General features: G+C 35.1%; 20 protein-coding genes. 13 read left to right on the forward strand and 7 right to left on the reverse strand.

Features of this window, described 5'->3' with window-relative positions; genetic code table 11:
* The first annotated feature begins 853 nt into the window (after positions 1–853).
* The 6 genes from Q0505_RS03405 to Q0505_RS03430 all read left to right on the forward strand — a co-directional run bounded on the left by Q0505_RS03405 (position 854) and on the right by Q0505_RS03430 (position 9,147).
* Complete coding sequence (locus tag Q0505_RS03405) at positions 854–1,021, forward strand: hypothetical protein (RefSeq protein ID WP_299208811.1); 168 nt, start codon at positions 854–856, stop codon at positions 1,019–1,021.
* A 91-nt stretch (positions 1,022–1,112) separates the two neighbouring features.
* A complete protein-coding gene (locus Q0505_RS03410; protein ID WP_299208813.1) occupies positions 1,113–2,327 on the forward strand; it encodes a lanthionine synthetase C family protein in 1,215 nt (404 codons plus the stop codon).
* Between the two features lie 267 nt (positions 2,328–2,594).
* Complete coding sequence (locus Q0505_RS03415; protein WP_299208816.1) at positions 2,595–4,739, forward strand: lantibiotic dehydratase family protein; 2,145 nt, start codon at positions 2,595–2,597, stop codon at positions 4,737–4,739.
* Entirely contained in the window at positions 4,732–5,619 is an 888-nt protein-coding gene (locus tag Q0505_RS03420; RefSeq protein ID WP_299208818.1) for a thiopeptide-type bacteriocin biosynthesis protein, read from the forward strand. Before Q0505_RS03415 ends, Q0505_RS03420 begins: the two co-directional genes overlap by 8 nt.
* A gap of 27 nt (positions 5,620–5,646) precedes the next feature.
* On the forward strand, positions 5,647–7,839 hold the full coding sequence (locus Q0505_RS03425; protein WP_299208821.1) for a peptidase domain-containing ABC transporter: 2,193 nt from the start codon (positions 5,647–5,649) through the stop codon (positions 7,837–7,839).
* Between the two features lie 15 nt (positions 7,840–7,854).
* Positions 7,855–9,147: an HlyD family efflux transporter periplasmic adaptor subunit gene (locus Q0505_RS03430; protein WP_299208824.1), complete on the forward strand. Its 1,293-nt coding sequence runs from the start codon at positions 7,855–7,857 to the stop codon at positions 9,145–9,147.
* A 234-nt stretch (positions 9,148–9,381) separates the two neighbouring features.
* Here Q0505_RS03430 and Q0505_RS03435 read toward each other — a convergent pair whose 3' ends face one another.
* The 4 genes from Q0505_RS03435 to Q0505_RS03450 form a co-directional block, all read right to left on the reverse strand.
* Positions 9,382–11,127 carry a nucleoside transporter C-terminal domain-containing protein gene (locus Q0505_RS03435; RefSeq protein ID WP_299208828.1) on the reverse strand — a complete coding sequence of 582 codons (1,746 nt, stop codon included), beginning with the start codon at positions 11,125–11,127 and terminating at the stop codon, positions 9,382–9,384.
* A gap of 9 nt (positions 11,128–11,136) precedes the next feature.
* A complete protein-coding gene (locus Q0505_RS03440) occupies positions 11,137–11,754 on the reverse strand; it encodes a bifunctional nuclease family protein (RefSeq protein WP_299208831.1) in 618 nt (205 codons plus the stop codon).
* 182 nt (positions 11,755–11,936) lie between these two features.
* Complete coding sequence (locus Q0505_RS03445) at positions 11,937–12,905, reverse strand: electron transfer flavoprotein subunit alpha/FixB family protein (protein WP_299208834.1); 969 nt, start codon at positions 12,903–12,905, stop codon at positions 11,937–11,939.
* A 118-nt stretch (positions 12,906–13,023) separates the two neighbouring features.
* Positions 13,024–13,764 (reverse strand): electron transfer flavoprotein subunit beta/FixA family protein, encoded by a 741-nt coding sequence (locus tag Q0505_RS03450; RefSeq protein ID WP_299208837.1) that lies wholly within the window; start codon positions 13,762–13,764, stop codon positions 13,024–13,026.
* Positions 13,765–14,012: 248 nt separating this feature from the next.
* Between Q0505_RS03450 and Q0505_RS03455 the strand changes: the two genes are divergently transcribed.
* The 6 genes from Q0505_RS03455 (at position 14,013) to Q0505_RS03480 (ending at position 22,244) form a co-directional block, all read left to right on the forward strand.
* Positions 14,013–14,990, forward strand: coding sequence for a pyruvate dehydrogenase complex E1 component subunit beta (locus Q0505_RS03455; RefSeq protein WP_299208840.1), 978 nt, complete (start codon positions 14,013–14,015; stop codon positions 14,988–14,990).
* 68 nt (positions 14,991–15,058) lie between these two features.
* Positions 15,059–17,602 (forward strand): DUF5686 and carboxypeptidase-like regulatory domain-containing protein, encoded by a 2,544-nt coding sequence (locus Q0505_RS03460; RefSeq protein WP_299208843.1) that lies wholly within the window; start codon positions 15,059–15,061, stop codon positions 17,600–17,602.
* Between the two features lie 85 nt (positions 17,603–17,687).
* A complete protein-coding gene (locus Q0505_RS03465; protein ID WP_299208845.1) occupies positions 17,688–18,074 on the forward strand; it encodes a hypothetical protein in 387 nt (128 codons plus the stop codon).
* Positions 18,075–18,471: 397 nt separating this feature from the next.
* Entirely contained in the window at positions 18,472–18,999 is a 528-nt protein-coding gene (locus Q0505_RS03470; RefSeq protein ID WP_299208847.1) for an inorganic diphosphatase, read from the forward strand.
* A 121-nt stretch (positions 19,000–19,120) separates the two neighbouring features.
* A complete protein-coding gene (locus tag Q0505_RS03475) occupies positions 19,121–21,547 on the forward strand; it encodes a sodium-translocating pyrophosphatase (RefSeq protein WP_299208850.1) in 2,427 nt (808 codons plus the stop codon).
* 163 nt (positions 21,548–21,710) lie between these two features.
* Complete coding sequence (locus Q0505_RS03480; protein WP_299208853.1) at positions 21,711–22,244, forward strand: peroxiredoxin-like family protein; 534 nt, start codon at positions 21,711–21,713, stop codon at positions 22,242–22,244.
* A gap of 388 nt (positions 22,245–22,632) precedes the next feature.
* Here Q0505_RS03480 and Q0505_RS03485 read toward each other — a convergent pair whose 3' ends face one another.
* Positions 22,633–23,190: a hypothetical protein gene (locus Q0505_RS03485; RefSeq protein ID WP_299208856.1), complete on the reverse strand. Its 558-nt coding sequence runs from the start codon at positions 23,188–23,190 to the stop codon at positions 22,633–22,635.
* 306 nt (positions 23,191–23,496) lie between these two features.
* Between Q0505_RS03485 and Q0505_RS03490 the strand changes: the two genes are divergently transcribed.
* Positions 23,497–24,504, forward strand: coding sequence for a phosphatase domain-containing protein (locus tag Q0505_RS03490; RefSeq protein ID WP_299208858.1), 1,008 nt, complete (start codon positions 23,497–23,499; stop codon positions 24,502–24,504).
* Positions 24,505–24,556: 52 nt separating this feature from the next.
* On the opposite strand, the gene Q0505_RS03495 is transcribed toward Q0505_RS03490, so the two are convergent.
* On the reverse strand, positions 24,557–25,171 hold the full coding sequence (locus Q0505_RS03495) for a deoxynucleoside kinase (protein ID WP_299208861.1): 615 nt from the start codon (positions 25,169–25,171) through the stop codon (positions 24,557–24,559).
* Between the two features lie 4 nt (positions 25,172–25,175).
* Positions 25,176–25,964 (reverse strand): hypothetical protein, encoded by a 789-nt coding sequence (locus Q0505_RS03500; protein WP_299208863.1) that lies wholly within the window; start codon positions 25,962–25,964, stop codon positions 25,176–25,178.
* Positions 25,965–26,425 lie beyond the last annotated feature (461 nt).

Below are 26,425 nucleotides of genomic sequence, written 5' to 3' on the forward strand. Positions count from 1 at the left end.
AACCTTTAAATAGAGTAGGTCTTTATTAAACCAAATACGATTATGAAAAAGTCATTGAAAGAATTAACGTTAAAGAAAGAAGTAATTAGTAACCTAGAATTAAGCAAAATTGAAGGGGGACACTCAGTTTGTTGCCCAACAGATGGAGCTTTAAATAGCTGTCCTCCTCCAGGAGTTTATTGCTACTAAAATATACATATACCCTTTAACAAGGTATACTGTACTTATAGAAAACCGTCTACTGTTAATTAGACGGTTTTTTTATGCCCTATTTTAAAGAAAATAGGGTAGTACTATTTTTTAAATGGTTGTTAGTTAAGTATTTTCAATCCAGAATTAAAACAATAATGTGTTTAATTCTAAACATAAGGGAAAACCGAAAACCTTTAAATAGAGTAGGTCTTTATTAAACCAAATACGATCATGAAAAAGTCATTGAAAGAATTAACGTTAAACAAAGAAGTAATTAGTAATCTAGATTTAAGTAAAGTTGAAGGAGCTGGGACACATTGTTGTCCAACAGTAGGAGCTTTAAATAGCTGTCCTCCTCCAGGAGTTCAATGCTATTAATACTATAAAATTGTATTTAAAGATATAATTTGTAATGATGAAGGTCATCTATTTATGTAGATGACCTTTTTCATTATATATCTATTATCTATATAGAACTAAAGCGTCACTATTAATGAATGTTTTTAGCACCTTATTTTATCTGATATGAGGTGCTTTATATTGTAATTATCTGATTTATAGGTTACTTTTAGTTAAAATCAAAATAACGTAACTAAATAAATTGAAGGGAAAACCGAAAACCTTAAATAGAGTAGGTCTATATTAACTAATACAAATTATCATGAAAAAAGTATTGAAAGAATTAACATTAGACAAAGAAGTAATTAGCAATTTTGACTTAAACAAAGTTGAAGGTGGAGGTAGCTGTTTCTGTGGTGGAGGCGGAGGCGGTGGAATTACTGATGGTGCCCTAGGGACATGCCCACCTCCAGGAATGCAGTGCTTCTAGTAAACACTTCTGTTTAATATATTTAAAGCTATCTTGTACTATCAGATAGCTTTTTTATATGTATATTTCCTTTTAAAAATTTGTAGATCCTATGCGTGAGCAAAAATTAAAAAATAAGCTAGAAGAAATTAATCAAGAACTCATAAATAACGGAGATTTGGATAGTACAGATATAGGAGTGCTCTCTGGAAGTGCTGGTCTTGCTCTTTATCACTTTTATTACAATGCGTATAATCCTAATGAAACAAGTGAAGATGTTGGAAGCGAAATCATAGCATCTATTGTTGGTAGTATTAATGAAGGATACAATTTTCACACGTTTTGTGGTGGGATTGCTGGAGCCGCATGGACTATAGAACTTCTTAATGAATTAGAATTTATAGAGGTAGATACCGATGCCCTTTTGGGAATACTAGACGAGTATTTACGCCATGTTACAACACTCAATCAAAATGAAAATTTTTATGACTTTTTACACGGTGTCATTGGAATAGGCTATTATTTCTTAAAAAGATATGAAAACACAAACTCACCAGAACTCAAGAGTAAGTACGATAGTATCCTTGTAGAAATAGTTTCACTTTTGAAAAAAACATCAAAAAAGAGTGACCATGGAGTCTATTGGGAATCTAACCTTATAAGAGAAGAAGGACTCAAAGGATGTAACTTAAGTCTTTCTCATGGGTTGTCAAGCATCATCAACTTTCTATCTAGACTGTCAGCTCACGCTGCTTTTTCTGAAAAGACATTACCTCTCTTAAACCAATCTATAAATCATTTGCTTAGTCATAAAAAAGAACAAGCAGATGCTTCTTTTTTTCCAGACTGGATTACCAAAGACAATCAAGAAAGCCAGAGCAATAGGCTTGCTTGGTGTTATGGAGATTTGGGTGTTGCAGTATCCTTATGGCATGCAAGTAAAGTGGTGCAAAACGAAGAGGTAAAAAAAACGGCAATACAACTTCTAGAATATGCGGCAACTCGTAGAGACATAGAAGAAACTCGAATTGTAGATGCAGGGTTATGCCATGGCGCTTTTGGAGTCATGCATATCTTTGATTATATGTATAAAGAGACTTCTAAAACAATATTTAAAGAAGCGGCAGATTATTGGATAGATTACGGGCTGACCATAGATCATCATAAGGATGGACCTGCGGGATATAAGAAGTGGAGGGGTGGAGACACGCCTACGTACGAGAAAGAAAACAGCCTTCTGGAAGGAGTTGCTGGTATAGGACTCGCTATTTTATCGTACCTCCATCCAGAACAAACAAAATGGAATCAATGTTTAATGATTGGGTAATTTGTTTTTTTGCTTTCGCGAAAGCAAAACACACACATACAAAAATGAAATAGATGATGTCAAATTGTAAATTATGAACGTTTAATTAGAAAAACAATTAGAATAGATCGATATATTCTAGTATATTGGTTGTTAACTTTTTGAAAAACGAAATTAACATAAATAATAGCGCATTACAGAATGCAATACACCCATTTCCCCAAATACGTTTTAAGAACACCTTTACTTCCTCTTACTTTTTTTTTGGAGCTTACTCAAGATTCTGTTTTGACGCAGGAAACACTTAAAAGAGCGTGTGAAGAACCGCATATTAAAGAAGCACTTTTTCTGGCATCACCATCCCTATATACTGCTTTTGAAAAGTGGTTAGAAGGCAATACAACTCCTGACGATAGTGAGCGTATGACCTATTCTATACTTAAATACTTGAGTAGAATGTCATCTCGGTGTACCCCTTTTGGTTTATTTGCAGGAACAGATGTAGGTACTTTTGAAGATCATACAGCTATTGTTCTTAAAGAAACTACAAAAAACAAAAGGCATACCCGATTGGATATGAATTATCTTGTAGCATTATCTCAAGATATTGTAAAGGATGAAAAAATTAGAGAACAGCTTCGTTTTTATCCAAACACCAGTATTTATAAAGCGGGTGAGCAATTACGATATGTAGAGTATCACTATGAGAATAGTAGAAGGATGCATCATATTGTAGGCGTACAGCATTCTGATTATCTACAAAAAGTTTTAGACACCGCAGCTACAGGAGCTACACTAGCTACCTTATCAGCATGTTTAGTAGATGATGAGATTACCTTAGAAGTAGCTTCAGGTTTTATTGAAGAGTTAGTTGGCAGTCAGTTGTTAGTGAGTGAATTAGAGCCTTCTGTGTCTGGTCCTGAGTTTACTGATCAGATTATTCCTGTATTAAAAAAATTAAAAGGAACAGGTGAGCTCGTAGAAATATTAGAAGAAGCTCAAGAAAAAATAAAAAAGCTAGATACAAAAATTGGTAATCCCTCTACAGATTACATTGCTATAAGTACCTTATTAGAAACACTGGATACAGGTTTTGAATTGAAGTATTTATTTCAAACAGATATGTCGTTGCATCCTCAAAAAAATGTATTAGATAAACAATTAATATATAAAGTACGTCGTGCTATGCGACTACTCAATAAGATTTCACAAGCTCCTAGTGAAACTTTATTGTCTCAATTTAAAAGTGCACTTCAAGAACGATATGAAGACAGAGAAGTGCCTTTGTCACAAGCGCTAGATGTAGAACTTGGCGTTGGGTTTCTTCAAAATAAAGACTCAGGAGATGTAAGCGAGTTGGTAGATGATATTATGCTGCCTGGGAGATCTTCAAAAATCACGACCAGAGATTTAAAAATGAATAGCATACATGCTATTTTACATAAAAAGCTGTTGCATTGTATACGTGAAAATGAGCAAATAATGACGCTTGAGGATGAAGATTTTGAAAAATTTGAAGAAAATTGGAACGATCTTCCAGATACCCTATCAACCATGGTTGAAGTCATCACTATTGATAGGGAAGAGCAGATTATCATGTCTAATGCAGGAGGATCAAGTGCGGCAAATTTATTAGGAAGATTTTGTCATAGTGACCCAGAAATTCATACCTATGTAAAAGAAATCGTTGCAATAGAAGAACGTTGCAATCCAAATAAAATACTAGCAGAAATTGTCCACCTTCCTGAGTCAAGAGTAGGGAATATCTTAATGAGACCCGCTTTAAGAGGGTATGAGATTCCATATTTAGCTAAGTCAGTTTTAAGCACAGAAGCACAGCTGCCTATAGATGATTTAATGGTTTCTGCAAAAAGAGATAGGGTCATTTTACGCTCAAAAAAACACAATAAAGAAGTAATCCCTCACTTGAGTAATGCTCATAATTATTCTAGTGGAGCATTGCCTATTTATCAGTTCTTAGCAAATATGCAAAGCCAAAATAAACGAGGTGGTATTGGTTTTAATTGGGGTCCTTATGAAGAAGACTTCCCGTTCCTCCCTAGAGTCGTGTACAAAGGTGTTATTTTGGCATCCAAAACTTGGAATATTTTAAAGGCTGATATAGAGGCACTTCAAAATTCCCAGAAAAATATGGGTAATTTTCAGAAGAATTTGGAACTATTCATAAAAGAAAAGCAGTTACCTCCGTTGGTACTTCTGAAAGACAGTGATAATGAGTTGTTAATCAACTTAAAGAATATGACAAGTGTGCAAATGTTGCTCTCAACAGTAAAAAAACGAACACGATTTATACTTAAAGAGTTTTTACATGGGGATCAATCTGTTGTTTCTGATGGAAATGCTACGTACACAAACCAAGTAATTCTATCTTTTTATAATGAAAATCTTTTAAAAGAACAATCAGATGTCTAATACACAACGCACATTTATACCAGGAGATTCGTGGGTGTATTATAAGATATACACGGGAACAAAAACATCTGATATTGTTCTTGCAGAAGCCATCAAGCCTATCGCAGAAGAGCTTTCTGGAAACGGAAGTATAGATCAGTGGTTTTTTATACGATATGCAGACCCTAAGCATCATATTAGAGTGCGTTTTCATTACAAAGAGCCAGATGCTATTGGAACGATTATGAAAACGGTGTATGCGAGATTACATGCTTTCGCGAAAGCGGACTTAATATGGAAAATACAGATTGACACCTATAATCGAGAGATCGAACGATATGGGGAAGAGCATATAGAAATTGCAGAACAGTTATTTTATCATGAGAGTGATATGATTGTGAACTTTTTAGATATGGTAGATGGAGAAGAAGGAGAAGAACTGAGATGGCTCTTTGCAATAAGAGCATTGGATGCCTTGTTAGCAGATTTTGGGTACTCCGAAGATGAGAAATTGGCCTTTATGGAACGCTTAAAAACGGGTTTTGGACTTGAATTTGGCATGAACAAGTTTTTAAAGAAACAATTAGATGAAAAATTTCGTGCAAAACGAGAAAAAATAACTTTCTTTATAGACTTTAAAGTAGAGGATAAACCAGAGTATCAACCTCTTTTGGAATTGTTGGCGTATAAAAGTGAGCAATGTAAACCTACGATTGATTTAATTAAGAAATCAGCTAGTAGTGAACAGATAGACAATTATTTAGGAAGTTATGCTCACATGCTTATGAATAGAATGTTTAGATCAAAAAATAGGCTTCATGAAATGGTGGTCTATGATCTTTTGTATAGACATTATAAAGTAGCTTGGGGAATCAGAACATTTAAGAATAAAAAGAAGTAATAGTAGTTAAAAATAGCCATATATATTTTGAAGAAGTTTCCTTTTTATAAACAAGCAGATAGTAAAGATTGCGGACCTACGTGTCTCAAAATAATTGCTAAACATTATAAGAAGCCTATCCCTATTCAGCTATTAAGAAGTCTCAGTGAAACCACAAGGTCTGGTAGTAGTCTACTAGGAATTAGTAACGCTGCCGAAAAGCTAGGTTTTAGAAGCTTAGGTGTAAAGATCACGTTAGATCAGCTACAAGAGGAAGTACCCTTACCTTGTATACTTCATTGGAATAAAAATCATTATGTAGTACTTTATAAAATCTCAAGAGGTGTTTTTTATATTTCAGATCCTGCGCACGGGATTTTAAAATACTCAAAAGAAGAACTTCTTAAATTTTGGATTGGTAATAACGCCACCGAAACCACCGAAGAAGGAATTGCACTTTTACTAGAAACAACGCCTAAGTTTTATGAGGAGAATTTTGATGATGAGAAAAAGAATTTTGGTTTTGCCTTCATCTTCAAATATGTATATAGATATAAGAAATTTATTGTCCAATTAATTATTGGGTTACTGGCGGGTAGTTTACTACAAGTCGTTTTTCCATTCTTAACACAAAGTGTTGTTGATGTAGGGATTAAGACAGGTGATATCAATTTTATCTACCTGATATTAATTGCGCAAATCGCTTTGTTTATGGGAAGAACAGGTGTAGAAGTCATTAGAAGTTGGATTTTACTACACTTGAGTACCCGTATTAATATCTCTTTGATTTCAGATTTCTTTATCAAACTGATGAATCTTCCTATATCATTTTTTGATGTACGTATGACGGGAGATATTTTGCAACGTATCAATGATCACAGACGTATAGAGCGTATTTTGACAACATCATCACTTAATGTGTTGTTCTCGATGGTAAATCTTGTTGTTTTTGGTTTTGTACTGGCATATTATAGTTTTCAGATTTTCGGAATATTTTTATTAGGAAGTGTCCTCTATTTCTTCTGGATTGTGATCTTCCTTAAAAAGAGAGCAGATCTTGATTATAAGCGTTTTTCTCAAGTAAGTCAGGAACAAAGTAAGGTGATTGAACTTATTAACGGAATGCAGGAAATCAAGCTTCACAATGCTGAAAAACAAAAAAGATGGTCTTGGGAGTTTATGCAAGCACGTCTTTTTAAAATCTCTATCGAAAGTCTAGCGTTAGAGCAATACCAAAGTGTAGGATCTGGCTTTATCAATGAACTAAAAAACATTTTAATTACCATCTTATCCGCTACGCTGGTCATTAATGGAGACCTTCTGCTTGGAGAAATGTTTGCGGTAACGTATATCGTAGGACAGCTTAACTCTCCTATCTCACAATTAATAAGTTTTATAAGAGAATTACAAGATGCTCGTATTTCCTTAGATCGTCTTGGAGAGATTCATAATAAAGAAGATGAAGAAGGAGGCGATGATACAAAAATAACTGACATTCCAAAAGACTCAGATTTTGATATTAAGGATATCTCATTTAGATACATTGGTTCTGATGTGAAGGTACTTCACGACCTAAGTTTACACATACCTGCAAATAAGGTGACTGCCATTGTAGGGGTGAGTGGTAGTGGTAAAACGACCTTGATGAAAATTCTTCTCAAGTTTTATGAACCTAATGAAGGAATCATAAAAATTGGAAGTGCCGATTTGAAGAATATCTCACAATACTCTTGGAGAGCGTCTTGCGGGGTAGTGATGCAGGAAGGATATGTTTTTAATGATACCATTGCAAATAATATTGCTGTAGGCGATGATTATGTAGATAAGAAAAAGCTAGCACATGCAGTAGAAGTCGCAAATATTAAAGAATATATTGAATCCTTACCTTTATCTTATAATACCAAAATAGGAATGGAGGGTGTAGGATTGAGTACAGGACAAAAACAACGATTATTTATAGCCAGAGCGGTATATAAAGATCCACATTTTTTATTCTTTGATGAAGCAACGAGTGCCTTAGATGCCAATAATGAAAAAGTAATTATGGAAAAACTCGATGAGTTTTTCAAAAATAGAACAGCCGTTGTGATTGCGCATAGATTAAGTACGGTTAAAAATGCAGATCAAATTGTTGTACTAGATCAAGGAAAGATTGTAGAGGTAGGGACTCATCAAACTTTAACCCGTAAAAAAGGGTTCTATTATAATTTAGTAAAAAATCAATTAGAATTAGGATCATAAAAAAGAAGAGGGGATATGCCAGATCAGATAGATGACATAGAATTACGTAGTGAAGAGGTTCAAGAAATCTTAACAGAAGCTCCCAATTGGATGATACGATGGGGAAGCGCACTTTTTTTAGCGTTAATAGTGATGTTACTTGCCATCTCTTGGTTTTTAAAGTACCCAGATGTGATAGCTTCTGAAGCCATTGTGACAACAGAAATACCACCTCAAAAGGAAAGAGCCAGAAGCACAGGTCGGTTTTCTGCTATACTAGTAGACGATAATCAAAAGGTAACCAAAGACCAAACACTCGCGGTTATAGAAAATACAGCAAACTACGAACACATTTATCAACTTAAAGCTACACTAGATACACTGTCGTTGCAAGATGATACCTTTTACTTTCCTTATGAAAAGATGCCCTTGATGTCTTTAGGGAATATAGAATCTGATTATGCACTTTTTGTAAATAACTATATACTATATCAACTCAATAAAGAATATCAACCATTCTCCAATCAAGCGGTTGCAGATCGTATTTCTATTTCAGAACAAAACAGACGATTAAAATTTACAGAATCACAACGTAAGCTCAACGAAGCCGAACTAGAGCTAGCTAAGAAAGAAAAACAACGTTATGAAGAACTGTATGCTAATGGCGTAATTTCTACTTCAGAAATAGAAAGAAGACGAATAGAATTTTCTCAAATAGAACGTAATTTCAAAAACATAGATGCTACTATATCTCAATTAAGAGAAGGGATAAGTGGCGCACAGAGTACTTCTAGAGGCACAGAAATAAGTGGTATAAGAGAAGAGAAAACTTTACTTATAGGAGTCATACAATCCCTGAATCAGCTTAAAAAAAGTATTAAAGATTGGGAGCTAACCTACGCATTAACATCAACGCTAGATGGAAAAGTTTCTTTTTTAAATTTCTGGAGCGAAAATCAAACCGTTACTGCTGGAGATATTGTTTTTACTGTAATTCCCGAAAATGGATCAAACTATATTGCAAAACTGAAAACACCTGCTCAAAACTCAGGAAAAATAAAAGTAGGACAATCAGTAATTATCCGCTTAGAGAATTATCCAGATACTGAGTTTGGAACTCTTGAAGGTAAAATCACCAAAATGTCTGTCATTACTGACGAAGATGGAATGTATTCTATAGACGTATCGTTGCCTGACACCTTAGTCACCACCTTTGATAAGGAAATCGAATTCCAGCAAGAAATGAGAGGTGTCGCAGAAATTATAACCGAAGATTTACGCTTGATAGAACGTTTCTTCTATCAACTACGTAATATATTTAAGAGGTAGTCTGCTTTTTACGCTTTCGCGAAAGCTTAAGTTCTGCATAAATTTCACTTTCGTGAAAGTGTATAGTTCTCAAAATAAAAGTTTCTGAAGATTGCTAACGAATAGTATTAGTATGAAAAGTCCTATACCTAATGAAAAAAAAACAAAGTAGAACAGTTTCTGAAAATTTTAAAAATAGCAAATTACACGGAATCAAGTAACAGAGAACCCAATAACAAATTACATACGACTTTTTTATCCAATAATCATCCCAGCAATCGTAGCCGAAATTAGAGAGGCTATAGATCCTCCAATCAAAGCTTTGATTCCAAATTTAGAAAGATTTTTACGTTGTCCAGGTGCCAGAGAACCGATACCTCCAATTTGAATCCCTATAGAGGCAAAATTTGCAAATCCACATAACATATAGGTTGCCATGATAATTGACTTCTCATAATTTAAATGAACAGCGTTTGATGTATTTTTTAAATCGGCTAATTGGATGTATCCTACAAACTCACTCGCGGCAAGTTTAATACCTAACAATTGCCCCATCATCATAACGTCTTCTTCGGCAACCCCAATAAGCCACATAAGAGGTGCAAAAAGATATCCAAGTAAGAATTCTAATGATAATCCATCGTAAGAAGTGCTGTTTGCTATTATCTCGTTAAGAGATGTGAAATGCCAATTCAGGTTAATAGAATCTATCCTTATTCCATCAAAACTTGCGACTAGCCCTAATCCTCCATTCAACATAGCAATAAATGCCACAAAAACGAGGAGCATGGCACCTACGTTTACAGCTAGTTTTAGACCCTCTGTTGTTCCGTTTGCAATCGCATCTAAAATATTAGATCCTATTTTGTCTGAAGAGACTTTTACGTCAGTATTAATGGGTTCTGTTTGTGGGTATAAGATTTTTGAAATTACAATCGCACCAGGAGCAGCCATGACAGAAGCTGCTAGTAGATGCTTTGCAAATATTAATCGTAATAAGGGGTCATCTCCGCCTAGAAAGCCTATATAAGCAGCCAGAACGGCACCAGCGACCGTTGCCATCCCTCCAATCATAACGAGAAGAATTTCAGACTTATTCATTTTTTCTAAATACGCCTTTATCAAAAGAGGAGCTTCCGTTTGTCCTAAAAATATATTTCCAGCAACGCTTAAACTCTCAGCACCTGAAATTCCTAGAGCTTTTGAAAGTAACCACCCGAACGCTTTTACTACTTTCTGGATAATCCCAAAATAATATAACACAGAGGTAAGTGCCGAGAAAAAGATAATGGTAGGGAGCACTTGAAAAGCAAAAATATACCCAAAGGTATTCATATCACTTACAAGTCCTTTAAATAAAAAATCGCTCCCAGCGAGGGTAAACTCTAAAATGCTCACAAATATGCTAGCTATAAAATCAAAGATTTTTTCAATAAACGGAACTTTAAGAACACCTATGGCTATAATAAGTTGAATAGCAAGTCCTATTCCTACGGTTTTCCATTTAATAGCTTTTCTGTTATTACTAAAAAGAAATGCAATGAGTAATAATGAGAACATTCCTAAAATTCCTCTAAGTAAACTATTTACTGAGAATCCTTGAGAAGGAATCACTCCGGTAGTTGCTGCGGCTAAAACTTGAGGTGCTGTTTTACGGTTAAAACGATAGGTAATTCCTTGTTCAGAAAAGGCAAGAGTCGAGTCGGTAAGGGTTTCTATTCTATAACGTCTTATGGTGTCTTTGGGCGTATTATAAAAAAAGACAAGAAGGTCGTTTTGTTTTATGTAATCTCCAGAAGCATATACGTTATCTTTCGCCGAAAGGCTATATGAAAATCTTCCTGCATTAAGAGATAGCGAATCTTTGGTAGTATCAATTGTAAAAAGATCTATACCTGTAGCATCTGTGATTTGTTGAAAAGACCATGTTTTTTCTTCAGTTTGACTCCAAAGGGAACATGTAGAAAACACAAAAGCTACTGCTAGAATAAAAGTACGCATAGGTAAATTTTAATTACGTTTGGAAATTTCGTCTCTTATTTTTGCAGCAAGCTCATAGTCCTCATTGTTTACGGCTTGTTCAAGTTGAGTGTTTAATTCCTTTAAAGACATTCTTTGATAATCGTTTTCACTAGAAAGTAACTCTTCTTCTTCAACAACAATTTCATCCATCAAGATCTCATCTTCATCGGTAAACTCTTCTGGATCTGTATTTCCTTTCAAATAAATACCCGCTTTATCTAAGATGTTTTTATACGTAAATATAGGCGCTTGAAAGCGTAATGCTAAGGAAATAGCATCACTAGTGCGAGCATCAATAATCTCTTCTATTTTATCACGCTCACATATAATACTAGAATAAAAAACACCATCAACAAGCTTATGAATAATAACTTGCTTTATAACGATATCAAAACGGTCTGCAAAATTCTTAAAAAGATCATGGGTAAGTGGACGCGGTGGTCGGATCTCTTTTTCTAAAGCAATGGCAATAGATTGTGCTTCAAAAGCACCTATGACAATAGGTAATTTGCGATCTCCATCTACTTCGCTCAAGATAAGGGCATAGGCTCCATTTTGCGTTTGGCTATAGGAAATCCCTTTTATGTTTAAACGTACTAAACTCATAGTTGGTAAAAGTAATAAAAGTAAATCGAGTTTTGAAGTTTATATAGGAGTGAGTTTGTGTTTTTTACCATAGATACATTAATTTCTATATAATGGACATATACACCCATACATATTTAAAAAAAAAATAGGTGAGAATTGTACGATTCTCACCTATTTTATATGTTTATTATTAAAATTAATTAACTATTAGCTGCTTTAAACGCTCTTAATTTTTCATTAAGCTCTGGTACGATATCAAAAGCATCACCTACAATCCCATAATCGGCTGCTTTAAAGAACGGTGCTTCAGGATCATTGTTGATTACTACTTTTATTTTTGAAGAGTTAATCCCTGCAAGATGCTGTATCGCTCCAGAGATTCCGATAGCGATGTAGAGATTGGATGCTACAGGTTTTCCTGTTTGTCCTACGTGTTCTCCGTGGGGTCTCCATCCTAAGTCAGATACTGGTTTAGAACAAGCTGTAGCCGCCCCAAGAATTTCTGCCATTTCTTCTATCATTCCCCAGTTTTCTGGTCCTTTCATACCACGACCCGCTGAAACAACAATTTCTGCATCGGCAATAGAAACTTTGTCTGTAGCTTTATCGACAGACTGTACTTTTACACCAAAATCGGCATCATCAAAGGTGGGAGCAAAATCTTCTGCAACTGCAGCGCCATTGGCTTCTTTAAGACCATACGCGTTTTTTCCAAGTCCTACGATTTTCACCTCAGTAGCGATTTCTGAAAAATTAAATGCTTTGTTTGTAAATGCGGTACGCTTTACTTTAAAAGGAGCTGTACTTTCTGGAAGTGCCACTACATTTGACGCATATCCAGCTTCCAGTTGTGTGGCAAGAAGTGGTGCAATATATTTTGCATCTGCTGATTGACTTACCACGATTACTTGTGAAGACTCTGCTTTAGCAGCTTGTACAATGGCTTTTGCATAGGCCGCAGCATTAAAAGCTTCAAGTTGCGTGTCACTTACGTTTAATACTTTGTCTACTCCGTAAGCTCCTAAAGTAACTGCATCACCTCCATGTATGGCAATAGCAGTCACGGTAGTACCCATCATATCTGCAATTCCTTTTGCATAACTGGCAACCTCAAAAGCCGTTTTTTTAAACGTTCCGTTTTCTGATTCTGTATATACTAAAACTGACATATTTTGTAAGATTTAAGTAGATTGCTCTTTATGATAAGCTCGGACTTTCAATAGCAATCTTAGATTTTATTAATATTGAGTACGCTTTCGCGAAAGCGTATATCTCCTGAAAAATTAGTTATATTGCTTTTGCTTCGTTGTGAAGTAAATCAATTAATTCGTCTACAGTATCGACAAGCTTTACTGCACCTTTAGGAGCTGGTTTTTCAAAAGACACTGTAGTCGTATCTGCTGAAACTCCAATAGGTTCCACCACCGTAAGTGGTTTTTTACGAGCCATCATAATTCCTCTCATATTAGGAATACGAAGATCACTCTCTTCTACAAGACCTTTCTGACCTCCAATAATAAGAGGAAGACTAGTAGCCACCGTTTCTTTACCACCATCAATCTCCCGTATTGCCGTTGCATTTGTACCATCTACTTCTAGACTAATACAGGTATTTACAAAATTTGCTCCTGTAAGACCCGCTAGCATTCCTGGTACCATCCCTCCATTGTAATCTATAGACTCACGTCCCGCAATAACGAGATCATATCCTCCATTTTCAACAACGGCAGCAAGTTCTTTAGCGACTTGTAGACCATCTTTTGCCTGCGTATTCACACGAATGGCGGTGTCTGCACCTATTGCAAGTGCTTTACGTAAGGTAGGCTCTGTTTCAGGACCTCCTACATTTACTACATCTACCGTAGCTCCTTGTTTTTCTTTAAACCACATCGCACGCGTAAGCCCAAACTCATCATTTGGGTTAATGACAAATTGAACACCATTGGTGTCAAACTGCGTATCGTTGTCGGTAAAATTAATTTTAGAAGTAGTATCAGGTACGTGACTTATACACACTAATATTTTCATAACAATTTAGTATTTATTATTTAGGTATTTTTGCGTTTTATAATAGCTGTTAAAGGAAATAAAAGAGTATCACATTGTTTTTGAAAATAGTTTTAGTGTGATAGGACTACTATTTCGTTTTCGTAACAAAAGTACGTTAAAAAACTTAATTTTACTATGCGCGCATAGTAAAATTTTATAAAAAAGCAATTTAAAGAGCAATCATAAATGCTTACTTTTGTTACCCTAAAAATAAAGGTGATTATTTCATGAGAACAATCCAATTTAGAGAAGCGATATGCGAGGCGATGAGCGAGGAGATGCGTCGGGATGAGGCTGTATATTTAATGGGCGAAGAAGTCGCCGAATATAACGGAGCTTATAAAGCATCAAAAGGAATGCTGGACGAGTTTGGTCCTGACCGTGTTATAGATACTCCTATTGCAGAGCTTGGCTTTGGAGGTATAGGTGTAGGAAGCACGATGACGGGATGCCGACCTATTATAGAGTATATGACATTTAACTTCTCTTTGGTGGGTATTGATCAGATTATTAATAATGCGGCAAAGATCAGACAGATGTCTGGAGGGCAATTTCCTTGTCCTATTGTTTTTAGAGGTCCGACAGCTTCTGCAGGACAGTTAGGAGCAACGCACTCACAAGCTTTTGAAAACTGGTTTGCAAACACGCCTGGACTTAAAGTCATTGTGCCTTCTAATCCGTATGATGCAAAAGGACTTTTAAAAGCAGCGATTAGAGATAATGATCCTGTGATCTTTATGGAGTCAGAGCAAATGTATGGCGATAAGGGAGAAGTGCCAGATGGAGAATATATATTGCCTATTGGTGTTGCAGAGATTAAAAGAGAAGGTACAGATGTAACCATCGTTTCTTTTGGAAAAATTATAAAAGAAGCTTATAAAGCAGCAGACGAGCTTGCAAAAGATGGAATTTCTTGTGAGATTATAGATTTACGCACAGTACGCCCTATGGATCATAAAGCGATTATGGATTCTGTAAAGAAAACAAATCGTCTGGTAATTCTTGAAGAAGCATGGCCTTTTGGAAATGTATCAACAGAAATTACGTACCAAGTACAATCACAAATTTTTGATTATTTAGATGCGCCCATCATAAAAATAAATACAGCAGATACACCAGCACCGTATTCGCCCGTTTTATTTGCAGAATGGTTGCCTAATAGCGAAGATGTCATAAAAGCTGTTAAAAAAGTACTATACAGATAAAACGTACGTTAACGTAACCATAATAGAGCTTCATTAGTAATGATTAATGAAGCTCTTTCATTTTATATATGAATATTTATAGAATACTAATACTCGTATTATTTTTTCCATTTGTTATGGTCTCTCAGACCAAAGTAAGTGGTGTTGTATTTGATGAACAAGATAATCCTGTTCCGTTTGCAAATGTTGTCTATGTAGGATCTAATGAAGGTACTATTACCAATGAAAATGGACGTTTTTATTTAGAATCAAAAGAAACCTGGGAGAAGATTCGTATTTCTTTTCTAGGTTTTGCAGAAAAAGAAATCACACTTACGTCTCGTGTCAACTATGATATGAAAATAGTACTTGCAGAAGAAGCAGCTACTATGGACGAAGTATTTATTTACTCTGGAAAAACGTCTAAGAAGAATAATCCAGCCATTGATATCCTACGTAAAATATGGGCTCGTAAAAAACAAAATGGACTTAGTCAATTTAGGCAATATGAGTATGACAAGTACGAGAAAATTGAATTTGATCTCAATACGATAGATAGTGCTTTAATCAATAGTAAACTCTTCAAAGGCATGGAGTTTATTTTTGAACAGACAGATACTTCTAGAGTAACAGGAAAAACGTATCTGCCTATTTTTGTGAATGAAGCTGTCTCTAAAGTCTATGGGAATAATGAAACCAATAAAGAAAAAGAAGATTTACTAGGGAATAAGAATAGTGGTTTTAATGAAAATCAAACCATCATCGGTTTTGTAAAAGACTTATACAACGATTATGATGTATATCAAAATTACCTAAAGTTTTTTGACAAAACATTTACAAGTCCTATAAGCCGTACTGGAATTCAAACCTACAACTATGTACTTGCAGACAGTACGTACATAGATAATAAATGGTGTTATAATATTATTTACTACCCTCGCCGTACAAATGAACTTACCTTTAAAGGAGATTTTTGGGTAAACGATTCTACTTGGGCGATTAAAGAAATTAATATGCAACTCTCTAAGAGTGCAAACATTAATTGGGTAAAGGAAATTTATCTAGAGCAAGAATTTGATATTGTAAACGACACCACCTTCTTGCTAAAAAGAGATTACTTCTTATCAGATTTTGCTTTTAGAAAAAAAGAAGAATCTAGAGGACTTTACGGGAAGCGAACCACCCTGTATGATAACTATGTCTTTAATCAGGAAAAAGACAAAGAGTTTTATGAAAAAGAAGTGTACTATTATGACAAAGACGTCTACAATAGAGATGATGACTTCTGGAAAGAAAACAGGAAAGAAGAATTAAGTGCTGATGAAAAGGGAGTGTATAAAATGCTAGATACGCTTAAGACCGTAAAAAAGTTTAGAAATCTTTATAACTTAGGTTCTGTGCTAGCTTCAGGATATTGGGAGTTCCCGAGTCTTAATCTTGACTATGGTCCTATCTTCTCTACATTTGGATTTAATGAAGTAGAAGGATTACGTGTCCGTACAGGAGCAAGAACCTATTTTGGACAAAATGATTTATGGAGAGCAGAAGGATTTTTAGCTTACGGGTTTAAAGATCAGAAATTCAAATTTGGCGCCTCAGCAAAATGGCTGATCGATAAGAAAAGTAGGTTGATTTTTTCTGGAGGATATCGGCAGGATGTGGAGCAAATAGGAGCGAGTCTTACCACATCTAGAGATGTGCTGGGAAGGAATTTAGCTTCCTCTTCGCTAGTGAATACTGCAGCCAACGATAAGTTAACATCCATCCAATTGGTGAATTTTGCGGTAGAGATAGAACCGATTCGAAATCTACAATTCCGTACAGATTTTTCTTTGCGAAGTCTTGAATCGGCATCAGATACATTTAATCTTGAATATTTTACAGACGATTCAGAAACAACAACCAAAGGAGATCTTACGCAAACAGAAGTTGTCTTTACAACCATTTGGGAACCAGGTAAAAAAACCTCTGGTTTTGGTGTAGAACGACGCGTGGTTAATGAATGGTTTCCAAGTTTCTTTTTAAGTTATACAAGAGGTCTTGAAGGCACATTAAATAGTGATTTTGAGTATGATAGGTTACAATTTTCTTTTAGAAAAGCGATACGTGTAGGAGGCTTTGGGCAGCTTAGCGTTTCTACAGAAGTAGGGAAAACCTTTGGCGAAGTTCCATTAGCATTATTAAGTCCTGTACCTGGAAATCAATCGCTATTTTCTATCTTTAATACCTATAGTCAGCTTAATTTCTACGAATTTGTGACAGATGAGTATGCTTCTGTGCAATTAGAACATAATTTTGGAGGTCGTTTATTCTCTCGTATTCCGTTTTTAAAGAAATTAAATCTTAGAGAAATTGTTGGTATTCGAGGCATTGTTGGTAATATTTCTCAAGAAAATATTGATCTGAACAGACCAGCCTTTGAGAATCTTAAATTTATTCAAAACGATGTGCCTATTTCAACATTAACCCCTGCCGATATTGCACCAACATTAGAGCCTTACTTTGAGTATAGCTTTGGAGTGGGTAATATATTTAAGGTATTTCGTATTGATGTTAACTTTAGGGGTAATTATAACGATCTTCCTGATGCGCGTACTTTTGGAGTTACAGGATCATTTGGGTTCTATTTCTAATGAAATCTAATACGTAGTAACCTTATAAATGTTAATTGGAGGAATCCCATATTTTTTATTAATTTGTACTAGATAGATGTTTACGATGAGTACTTTGGTTCAACAGATTAAACTTGATTTTGCTACGATAGATTTGTATGATACCTATGTGGTATGTAGTGTCCACCAAGGAGAATCTTTGGATATTGATCGAGTGGTGCTGTTACATAAGACCTATCGGAAGCATTATGGGGATAAGCAATACGGGTATATCTTTGACCGCACGTCAAGCTTTACCATAAATCCTATCTCCTACATGCAATGTCCTTACTATCCAGATGTGACTGCATTTGCAATTGTAGCGCCCAATCCTGATGTAAAGAAAACCGTTCTTTTTGAAGAGAAGTTTTCAAAGATGCCGTTGCTCATTTTTGACACCTTAGAAGAGGCGCAAGTGTGGATGGAAGCACATCATCGTAAACTTGGGATTTAATTAGATTTATAGCTAATTAAGCTTCTTAAAAAATCGAGCTTTTCCAATACTTATAGCGCGCGAAATTTATGTGCTTTTAAAATATTTGATCTCACATTCATTCCTAACTCAAACTTAACATAGGATTCTTTGTCTAAACCGCTATTTCAGCGTACTTTTGCACCCCGAAAACGAATAATTTATAGTTAAAGGATATTTATCTAATTGGTTTTCAATAATTTAGATACTTTTTTTAAATTTCTGGGTACGCTTTCGCGAAAGCGAAGTTTAGATTGAACTCGTTGAAGTACGAAAGTGTAGAATTAATTAGGCAAATCTGGTTTTAGATCTCTAGGATCACTAAAAAATAAGACAAGAATAGTGCCTTTTAAAATACCCGCTTTTGCGGTAAATGAATATGACAACAGATAAAATAAAGACGTTTGATGTACTTATCGAAATCCCAAAAGGAAGTCGTAACAAGTACGAGTATGATTTTGAATTGAAGAAGATACGTTATGATCGTATGATTTTTTCATCGATGATGTATCCTGCAGATTATGGTTTTATACCAGAAACATTAGCACTAGATGGAGATCCTCTAGATGTACTGGTGTTGGTGACAGAGCCTACGTTTCCAGGATGTGTTATTGAAGTAAAGCCAATAGGCGTTTTTCACATGGCAGATGAGAAAGGTCCAGATGAGAAAGTGATATGTGTTCCAATTAGCGATCCTATAGCAAATAACGTAAATGATCTTTCTGAGTTAAATCCGCATTTAATAAAAGAAATAGAACATTTCTTCCAAGTATATAAAGATCTTGAAGAGAAAAAAGTTGATGTAGGTGGATGGGGAGATGTACAGGAAGCAAAAGAAATTGTTGTAAAATGTATAGAACGTTACCAAGATAGTGACGTGCCACGCAGCGAAGTAAGTATCTACTAAACGACACTTTTTAAAAGAATTAGCCATAAGCCACAATCCTTTGGATTGAGGCTTTTTTTGTTCGCTCTGATTTCCTACATTAGCCACGCTTAAAAAATAATTAAACCAAAAAGAATATTATATGGAATCAATGATGATTTATATGCCTATTGCAATGGCGATATTAGGGCTAATTTATATGGGAGTAAAGCGCTCTTGGGTACTAAAACAAGATGCGGGAGATGGTAAGATGAAAGAAATTTCAGATCACATTTACGAAGGGGCTTTAGCTTTCTTAAGTGCAGAATATAAGTTGCTTACGATATTTGTGGTAATTGTTAGTGTTTTATTGGCGATTGTTTCGTTTGTAGTACCTACTACACATTGGCTTATCGTAATTGCATTTATTTTTGGAGCTATATTTTCTGCTTTTGCTGGAAATGTAGGAATGAAAATAGCCACAAAAACCAATGTAAGAACCACACAAGCAGCTCGTACAAGTTTACCAAACGCACTTAAAATCTCCTTTGGTGGAGGTACTGTAATGGGACTTGGTGTTGCAGGTCTTGCTGTTTTAGGACTTACATTGTTCTTTATCTTTTTCTTTCACTTCTTTATGGGTGGAGTATGGACTAATACGATGGATATGACGATCGTTCTTGAGACCCTTGCAGGTTTCTCTTTGGGAGCGGAATCTATTGCACTTTTTGCACGTGTAGGAGGTGGTATTTATACAAAAGCCGCCGATGTAGGAGCAGATCTTGTAGGGAAAGTAGAAGCAGGGATTCCAGAGGATGATCCTCGTAATCCAGCAACGATTGCAGATAACGTAGGAGATAACGTAGGAGATGTAGCAGGAATGGGAGCCGATTTATTTGGATCGTATGTAGCTACCGTACTTGCGGCGATGGTACTCGGTAATTATGTGATTAAAGATATGGGTGGAGATGTTGCAGATGCCTTTGGAGGTATCGGACCGATCTTATTACCTATGGCAATTGCAGGTGTAGGAATTATTATTTCTATTATAGGAACTATGCTTGTAAAAATAAGCAGTAATGATGCAAAAGAGTCTCAAGTCATGGGGGCTCTTAATAAAGGAAACTGGACGTCTATTATCTTAGTCGCTGTGGCTTGTTTTGGATTGTGTACTTGGATGCTTCCAGAAACGATGCAAATGGAATTCTTCGGAGAAGGATTACAAGAGATTTCTTCTATGCGTGTGTTTTATGCAACACTAGTAGGATTGGTGGTAGGAGCGGTGATTTCTTCGGTGACAGAATATTATACAGGGTTAGGTAAAAAACCAATTTTGAAAATTGTACAACAATCAAGTACAGGAGCAGGAACCAATATTATTGCAGGTCTTGCCACAGGGATGATCTCTACATTCCCTTCTGTATTGTTATTTGCAGGTGCTATTTGGGCATCGTATGCATTTGCAGGTTTTTATGGAGTAGCACTGGCTGCTTCTGCAATGATGGCAACAACTGCTATGCAGTTAGCTATTGATGCTTTTGGACCTATATCTGATAATGCGGGTGGAATTGCTGAAATGAGTGAGCAAGAGCCTATCGTACGTGAGCGTACAGACATCTTAGATTCTGTAGGAAATACAACAGCAGCAACAGGAAAAGGATTTGCGATTGCTTCGGCAGCATTAACGTCTTTAGCCTTATTTGCCGCGTATGTCACCTTTACAGGAATAGACGGAATTAATATATTTAAAGCGCCAGTTCTTGCAATGCTTTTTGTAGGAGGAATGGTACCTGTCGTGTTTTCTGCATTAGCGATGAATGCTGTTGGAAAAGCAGCCATGGAAATGGTACAAGAAGTGCGTCGCCAGTTCAGAGATATTCCTGGCATCATGGAAGGTACTGGAAAGCCAGAATATGATAAATGTGTGGCGATTTCAACAGAAGCTTCTTTAAAAGAAATGGTATTACCTGGATTATTAACTATTGGTTTCCCATTAATTATTGCTTTTGTACCATTACTTTTTGGTATGGATAGTTTAGCCATTGCTGAAATGTTAGGAGGTTATATGGCTGGAGTTACTGTAAGTGGTGTGCTTTGGGCCATCTTCCAGAATAATGCTGGAGGTGCTTGGGATAATGCAAAAAAATCTTTTGAAGCAGGTGTAGAGATTAATGGTGAGATGACGTATAAGGGTTCTGATGCACATAAAGCAGCAGTAACTGGAGATACGGTAGGAGATCCATTTAAAGATACATCAGGGCCATCTATGAACATTCTTATTAAGCTTACGTGTTTAATTGGTCTTGTCATCGCTCCAATCCTTGGAGGTCATACAGAAGAAGGTCTTGCTATTACTACAGAGGATGGTACAACCGTAGCTATTATGCAAGATGGGAAAATCAAGGAAACTCGTGAAGTGCAAAAAGAAGTACGTGTTGAAATACGTGAAGAGAATGGTCAGTTTGTAGGTGAAGTTATTACTACTGTAGATGATAATGGAGAACGTACAGAAGAAGTTAAAACATTTAAAGGAACCGAAGCTGAGGTAAGAGCACAAGTAGAGGCTTATAAAAACACCATGAAAAATTAAAGATTCAATTAATTAATTGTATTATAATTATAAAAGAGCTCGCTATATGCGAGCTCTTTCAGTTTAAATATGATCGTTTTTACATTTTTTAACAAAGCTTATAAATCTTTTGACACAATAAGTGGAGGATAGGTAGTAGTTTTAAGAAAACAAAAATAAAACTATGATTTTACCAAAAACAAAAGTACCATCGTTAGAAATTCCATTGATTAATGGCGCTAATTGGGTATTAAGCGAACAAACACCAGAAAACTTTGTACTTGTTGTTTTCTACAGAGGTTTACACTGTCCTGTGTGTAAACAACAATTAGAAGAACTAACAAATAATTTAGATAAGTTTATAGACCGCGGTATCCATGTAATCGCAGTTAGTACAGACAGTAAAGAGCGAGCTATAAAAACGGGAGAAAAATGGGATATTACATCACTACCGTTAGGATATAACCTTTCATTAAAGAAAGCTCAACAATATGGTTTATTTATATCAGAAGGGATTTCTGATAAAGAACCTAATTACTTTACAGAACCAGGACTTTTCCTTATAAAACCAGATGGAACACTCTTCTTCTCTTCCATACAATCTATGCCTTTCGCTAGACCTCAATGTAGTGACCTGTTAGATGGGATAGACTATATTATGAAAAATGACTATCCATCAAGAGGAGAAGTCAAAGAAATTAAAGATATAGAAGCATAAATTGAATTTTGCTTTTAGATAGCATGTATTTCATATATCCAAATAACGCCTGATTATTAATAGTCAGGCGTTATTTGTTGGTATAGAAAGCAATTACCACAAAACTAGCATTCTTTATATCGATTAAAAATGTAAAAGAGACGTATGCGCTTTCGCGAAAGCGTATATTTAAAACATGAAAAATGGTCGAAATTTCTTCCGACCATGACCAACAGTTAGCTTTATTTTATTAATGAAACGCTGTTTTGTAAAGTCTGAAAGACGCATACAAAATAGCTAGTTAAACTAATCCCGCTGAAAATCGGGATCCATGGTTTAATACCTCAACCCTTATATCGATTTTTAGTGTCCAGAGTTCGCGCTCTAGGGTTTACTCTTTTATTATTTTTTATCTAACAAAAGTAAACGTTGAGTTCTTAAGTAATGTCTCAGATACTCCATTAATTGTCGTACTCGTACTTTCATCAATGCTAAGGACAAGACTAGTGCTTGTAAGTTCTACAATGGTAGCAGTCTTTATTTTACCACCTGAATCCATTGTTAATTCATCCTCTACAAGGTTCCAATTTGTTAAAGAGTTTATTAAATTTAAATTATCAATAATAGATGTAGAAACGACGTCTCCGTTGGATTCAGTTATTTCTTCATTTATTGAATATAAACCTTCTCTGGTAATTACATTTGGATTTGCTTCAAAAGTAATTGTATACTCTCCATCAAAATTAGCTCCTTCAATATTTTGAACGGTAGCGATTCCATTGGTAATACTAGTCATAGATCCAGAATAAGATACATCAATTCCAGTCCAAGTACCTAGGAGATCAGCATCTTCCGTATCGACAGTAGCTACTATAGGATCTTCTTCGTTTGTGACAATTGCATCTGTAGAACAAGAAAGAATTGTGCATAACAGATAAATAAATAGGGATAACTTAAAAAATTTCATAATAATTTGGGGTTTTTATGAGCCTGCAAAACTACTTAATTCTTAGAAATCAACCTACATTATATTAACATTTCTTTTAAAAACATCGACAAAGAGTTATTTTGTATCGTCAAAAAACACAAGCAAAGCAGAGTGTATCGCTAATAAATTAATTTTTAGTGTTTTTAAATTAATCAGTTTCAGCTTCCCTTTTTTCTGATGTACATGAATAAATTCATAAGATTGGAACCCTTTAGGTTACTTAAAAATGTAAAAAGAGAAGTATACGCTTTCGCGAAAGCGTATATTTAAAAAAATAAAGAAGGTATGTTTTTTTCAAAATCAATAGATCCTATACAAATAGATGGCTATCAATCTTACGGAACAGCGACACATTTATATGTCATAGGTCGAGCAATAGAGGATGAAGGTGTAAACTTGGAAAAGACAGGATTTTTAGCTGCTTTTAAAAATGCATATAAACAATTTAAAAGTGATGAGTTAAGGCATACAAAACTTCGTGTGACACTTCCCAATAATCAAGTTTTTTATACAACCACAGATGCCGAAGGGTATTTTATAGTAGACCAAGAAGTCTCAGGTCTAGATCAGCATATTAATGAAGAAGGTTGGTTACAAATTACCATTAGTTTTGATGATGTTCAAAAAGACGTTGAAGTTGTTGGGAGTAATGTTTTTTATTGTCAAATGCTTATTCCGTCTAATACTGCGGAATACGGTGTGATCAGTGATATTGACGATACCATATTGCATACTGGAGTCGCTTCTCTATTAAAGTGGCGCCTTATCATCAATACAATTTTCAAGAATGTAAGTAGTAGAGTTCCCCTTAAAGGAGCGCCAGAATTATACCAAAAATTACATCTTGGTGCCTCTGGAAAAGCAGCAAATCCTATATTTTATGTGAGTAATAGTCCGTGGAATTTGTATCGATATTTGAAATTTTTTATTCAAGATCAAAACTTTCCTAAAGGACCTATTTTATTACGTGATTTTAGAACGCCTTTTGAAAAAACACCCGTACCTGAAAAACCACACAAACAGAAAGAAGTTCGCGCTATTTTGAATGCATATCCTGATCTCAAATTCATTCTTATTGGAGACAGTGGAGAGCATGATGTTGATATTTACTTGGAGGTAGCAAAAGAATATCCAGATCAAATACTTGCGGTGTATCTCCGAAGTGTAAAATATGAAAAGAAGGTGCTTAGGGTTAAAGCGGTTTTACAGAAGTATGAAACAACACCCGCTGTACTAGTCGAAAAAAGTGTATTTGCAGAAGATCATGCTAGAAAACTAGGACTTATTAAATAGTAGATACGTTTAAGTTACAGTAAGAAACGCACACCTAAATAGAAATTATATCCTAAAACAATCCGTGTAGTTGGGCATCAATCTTATTGATAATTTCTCCTAAGTCTTCTGGATTATCTACAAAATTAATATTGTCTACATCTATAATAAGGAGATTTCCTTTGTTGTAATCGTGAATCCAAGCTTCATAACGCTCGTTAAGTCTACTTAAGTAATCTATACTTATAGAGTTTTCATAATCACGTCCTCGCTTATGGATTTGTGATACAAGATTAGGAATAGAACTACGTAAATAGATCATTAAATCTGGCGCATCTACCACACTTTCCATAAGATCAAAAAGTGAACGATAGTTATGGTAATCACGATTTGTCAAAAGACCCATCGCATGTAAGTTAGGAGCAAAAATAAAAGCATCTTCGTAAATCGTGCGATCTTGTATAATACTCTTCTTGCTATTGCGAATTTCTAATAGCTGACGGAACCGACTATTCAAAAAATACACCTGTAAATTAAACGACCAACGTTCCATCTCATTGTAAAAATCATCCAGATATGGATTGTCTACAACATCCTCAAATTGCGGAGTCCATTTATAATGTTTGGCAAGAAGTCTTGTAAGCGTTGTTTTTCCTGCTCCTATATTACCGGCGATTGCGATGTGCATTAGATTATTCTTTTGATAGATTGAGTCTGTATGAGGTCAAAAATTGACTGTCGTAAATATAAAGGATTTCAGCCTTGATCGAAAACTGTTTTACCTTAATTTCTGGAATTTCAATAGGTGTAAATTCTTTTGTGTTCTTTTCTTTATAATGTAGTTTTTCATCTGAGATGACAAAGATGTGATCTTTGTATTCTGTAATATTATGTATTTGTTCTTCAGTAGGATACGAATTTATTAAACTTCCATATACCGTGTAAGAATCTATAGTATTTTTTGTTTTTACCCAAGACACATTAAAATTACTGGTGAGTTCTAGCGCAGGCAATAATGTAGGCGGAAACTCAGTAATTACCTTATTTTGATTATAATCAAACAATTCTAGCCGTTGTATATCTGTATTAAAAATCCATAAACGTCTATCACCCGCATTAGTTGCTTGACTCACATTTCTAAAATTTTCTATAGTACTAAAATTAATGCGTCTAATCTCCGCTAAGGTATTGTCAAGAACAACAACAGTATTTGATTCTCGATAAAAAACAATGAGTTTGAGAGGGTTAATGAGATCAACACTTGTGATTTCTCCAAGGTTAAGTGCCGCAAATTCAATAACTTCTTTGCTACCTTTTTTATAAAGGGTATTTCTAGACGTATAATAGAGATTCTGAAAATTATCAGCCCCTATAAAAGTGTCTGCTTTTAAGGGACTCTCTTTTAGTTTTGTAACACTATACGATTGTGCCAGTGTTGTACTCTGATAACATACAAAAAGGAAAAAGATTAAAACTTTCATAGGAAAGGCAAAGTACAAAAATCTAGCCGTTTTAAAGTACGGGTGTCCATACTTCGAAAAAATCAATAATATATCACTTTCGTGAAAGCGTATAACGGGTATTATCCTTCGTATTAGCGGATCAATTTATATCCATATCCTCTTACATTAACGATAGAGATAGTAGGATCTTCTTTTAGTTTTTTTAATGAAACGCCGTTTTAAAAGTTGCGAAGTAACGCGTTCAAAACGGCTAGTTGAACTAATCCCGCTTTTTTCAGCGGGATCTTAGGATTCATATTTCTAAGCCAGATTTCGTAATAAAAACATCCATGGATCTTCTGTTAAAGAAAGGTTGATAAACGGAAAGTTCTAAAAAAAATAAAAGGTATTAAGCCCAGAGCAAGCTCTGGATACTAAAAATTGACCCAAGGGTTGAAGTATTGAACCATAGATCCCGCTTTCAGCGGGATTAGTTCAAC

Origin of the sequence: uncultured Dokdonia sp. (assembly GCF_937910895.1) — a bacterium.
In the GTDB taxonomy this organism is placed as follows: Bacteria; Bacteroidota; Bacteroidia; order Flavobacteriales; family Flavobacteriaceae; genus Dokdonia.

Bases quoted from the DNA above. Each gene is read 5' to 3' on its own strand.
- Q0505_RS03490 (WP_299208858.1), top strand. From the start codon at position 23,497: ATGTTTTTTTCAAAATCAATAGATCCTATACAAATAGATGGCTATCAA.
- Q0505_RS03475 (WP_299208850.1), top strand. From the start codon at position 19,121: ATGGAATCAATGATGATTTATATGCCTATTGCAATGGCGATATTAGGG.
- Q0505_RS03435 (WP_299208828.1), bottom strand. From the start codon at position 11,127: ATGCGTACTTTTATTCTAGCAGTAGCTTTTGTGTTTTCTACATGTTCC.
- Q0505_RS03405 (WP_299208811.1), top strand. From the start codon at position 854: ATGAAAAAAGTATTGAAAGAATTAACATTAGACAAAGAAGTAATTAGC.
- Q0505_RS03480 (WP_299208853.1), top strand. From the start codon at position 21,711: ATGATTTTACCAAAAACAAAAGTACCATCGTTAGAAATTCCATTGATT.
- Q0505_RS03495 (WP_299208861.1), bottom strand. From the start codon at position 25,171: ATGCACATCGCAATCGCCGGTAATATAGGAGCAGGAAAAACAACGCTT.
- Q0505_RS03445 (WP_299208834.1), bottom strand. From the start codon at position 12,905: ATGTCAGTTTTAGTATATACAGAATCAGAAAACGGAACGTTTAAAAAA.
- Q0505_RS03500 (WP_299208863.1), bottom strand. From the start codon at position 25,964: ATGAAAGTTTTAATCTTTTTCCTTTTTGTATGTTATCAGAGTACAACA.
- Q0505_RS03455 (WP_299208840.1), top strand. From the start codon at position 14,013: ATGAGAACAATCCAATTTAGAGAAGCGATATGCGAGGCGATGAGCGAG.
- Q0505_RS03430 (WP_299208824.1), top strand. From the start codon at position 7,855: ATGCCAGATCAGATAGATGACATAGAATTACGTAGTGAAGAGGTTCAA.
- Q0505_RS03440 (WP_299208831.1), bottom strand. From the start codon at position 11,754: ATGAGTTTAGTACGTTTAAACATAAAAGGGATTTCCTATAGCCAAACG.
- Q0505_RS03410 (WP_299208813.1), top strand. From the start codon at position 1,113: ATGCGTGAGCAAAAATTAAAAAATAAGCTAGAAGAAATTAATCAAGAA.
- Q0505_RS03465 (WP_299208845.1), top strand. From the start codon at position 17,688: ATGAGTACTTTGGTTCAACAGATTAAACTTGATTTTGCTACGATAGAT.
- Q0505_RS03470 (WP_299208847.1), top strand. From the start codon at position 18,472: ATGACAACAGATAAAATAAAGACGTTTGATGTACTTATCGAAATCCCA.
- Q0505_RS03420 (WP_299208818.1), top strand. From the start codon at position 4,732: ATGTCTAATACACAACGCACATTTATACCAGGAGATTCGTGGGTGTAT.
- Q0505_RS03460 (WP_299208843.1), top strand. From the start codon at position 15,059: ATGAATATTTATAGAATACTAATACTCGTATTATTTTTTCCATTTGTT.
- Q0505_RS03485 (WP_299208856.1), bottom strand. From the start codon at position 23,190: ATGAAATTTTTTAAGTTATCCCTATTTATTTATCTGTTATGCACAATT.
- Q0505_RS03450 (WP_299208837.1), bottom strand. From the start codon at position 13,764: ATGAAAATATTAGTGTGTATAAGTCACGTACCTGATACTACTTCTAAA.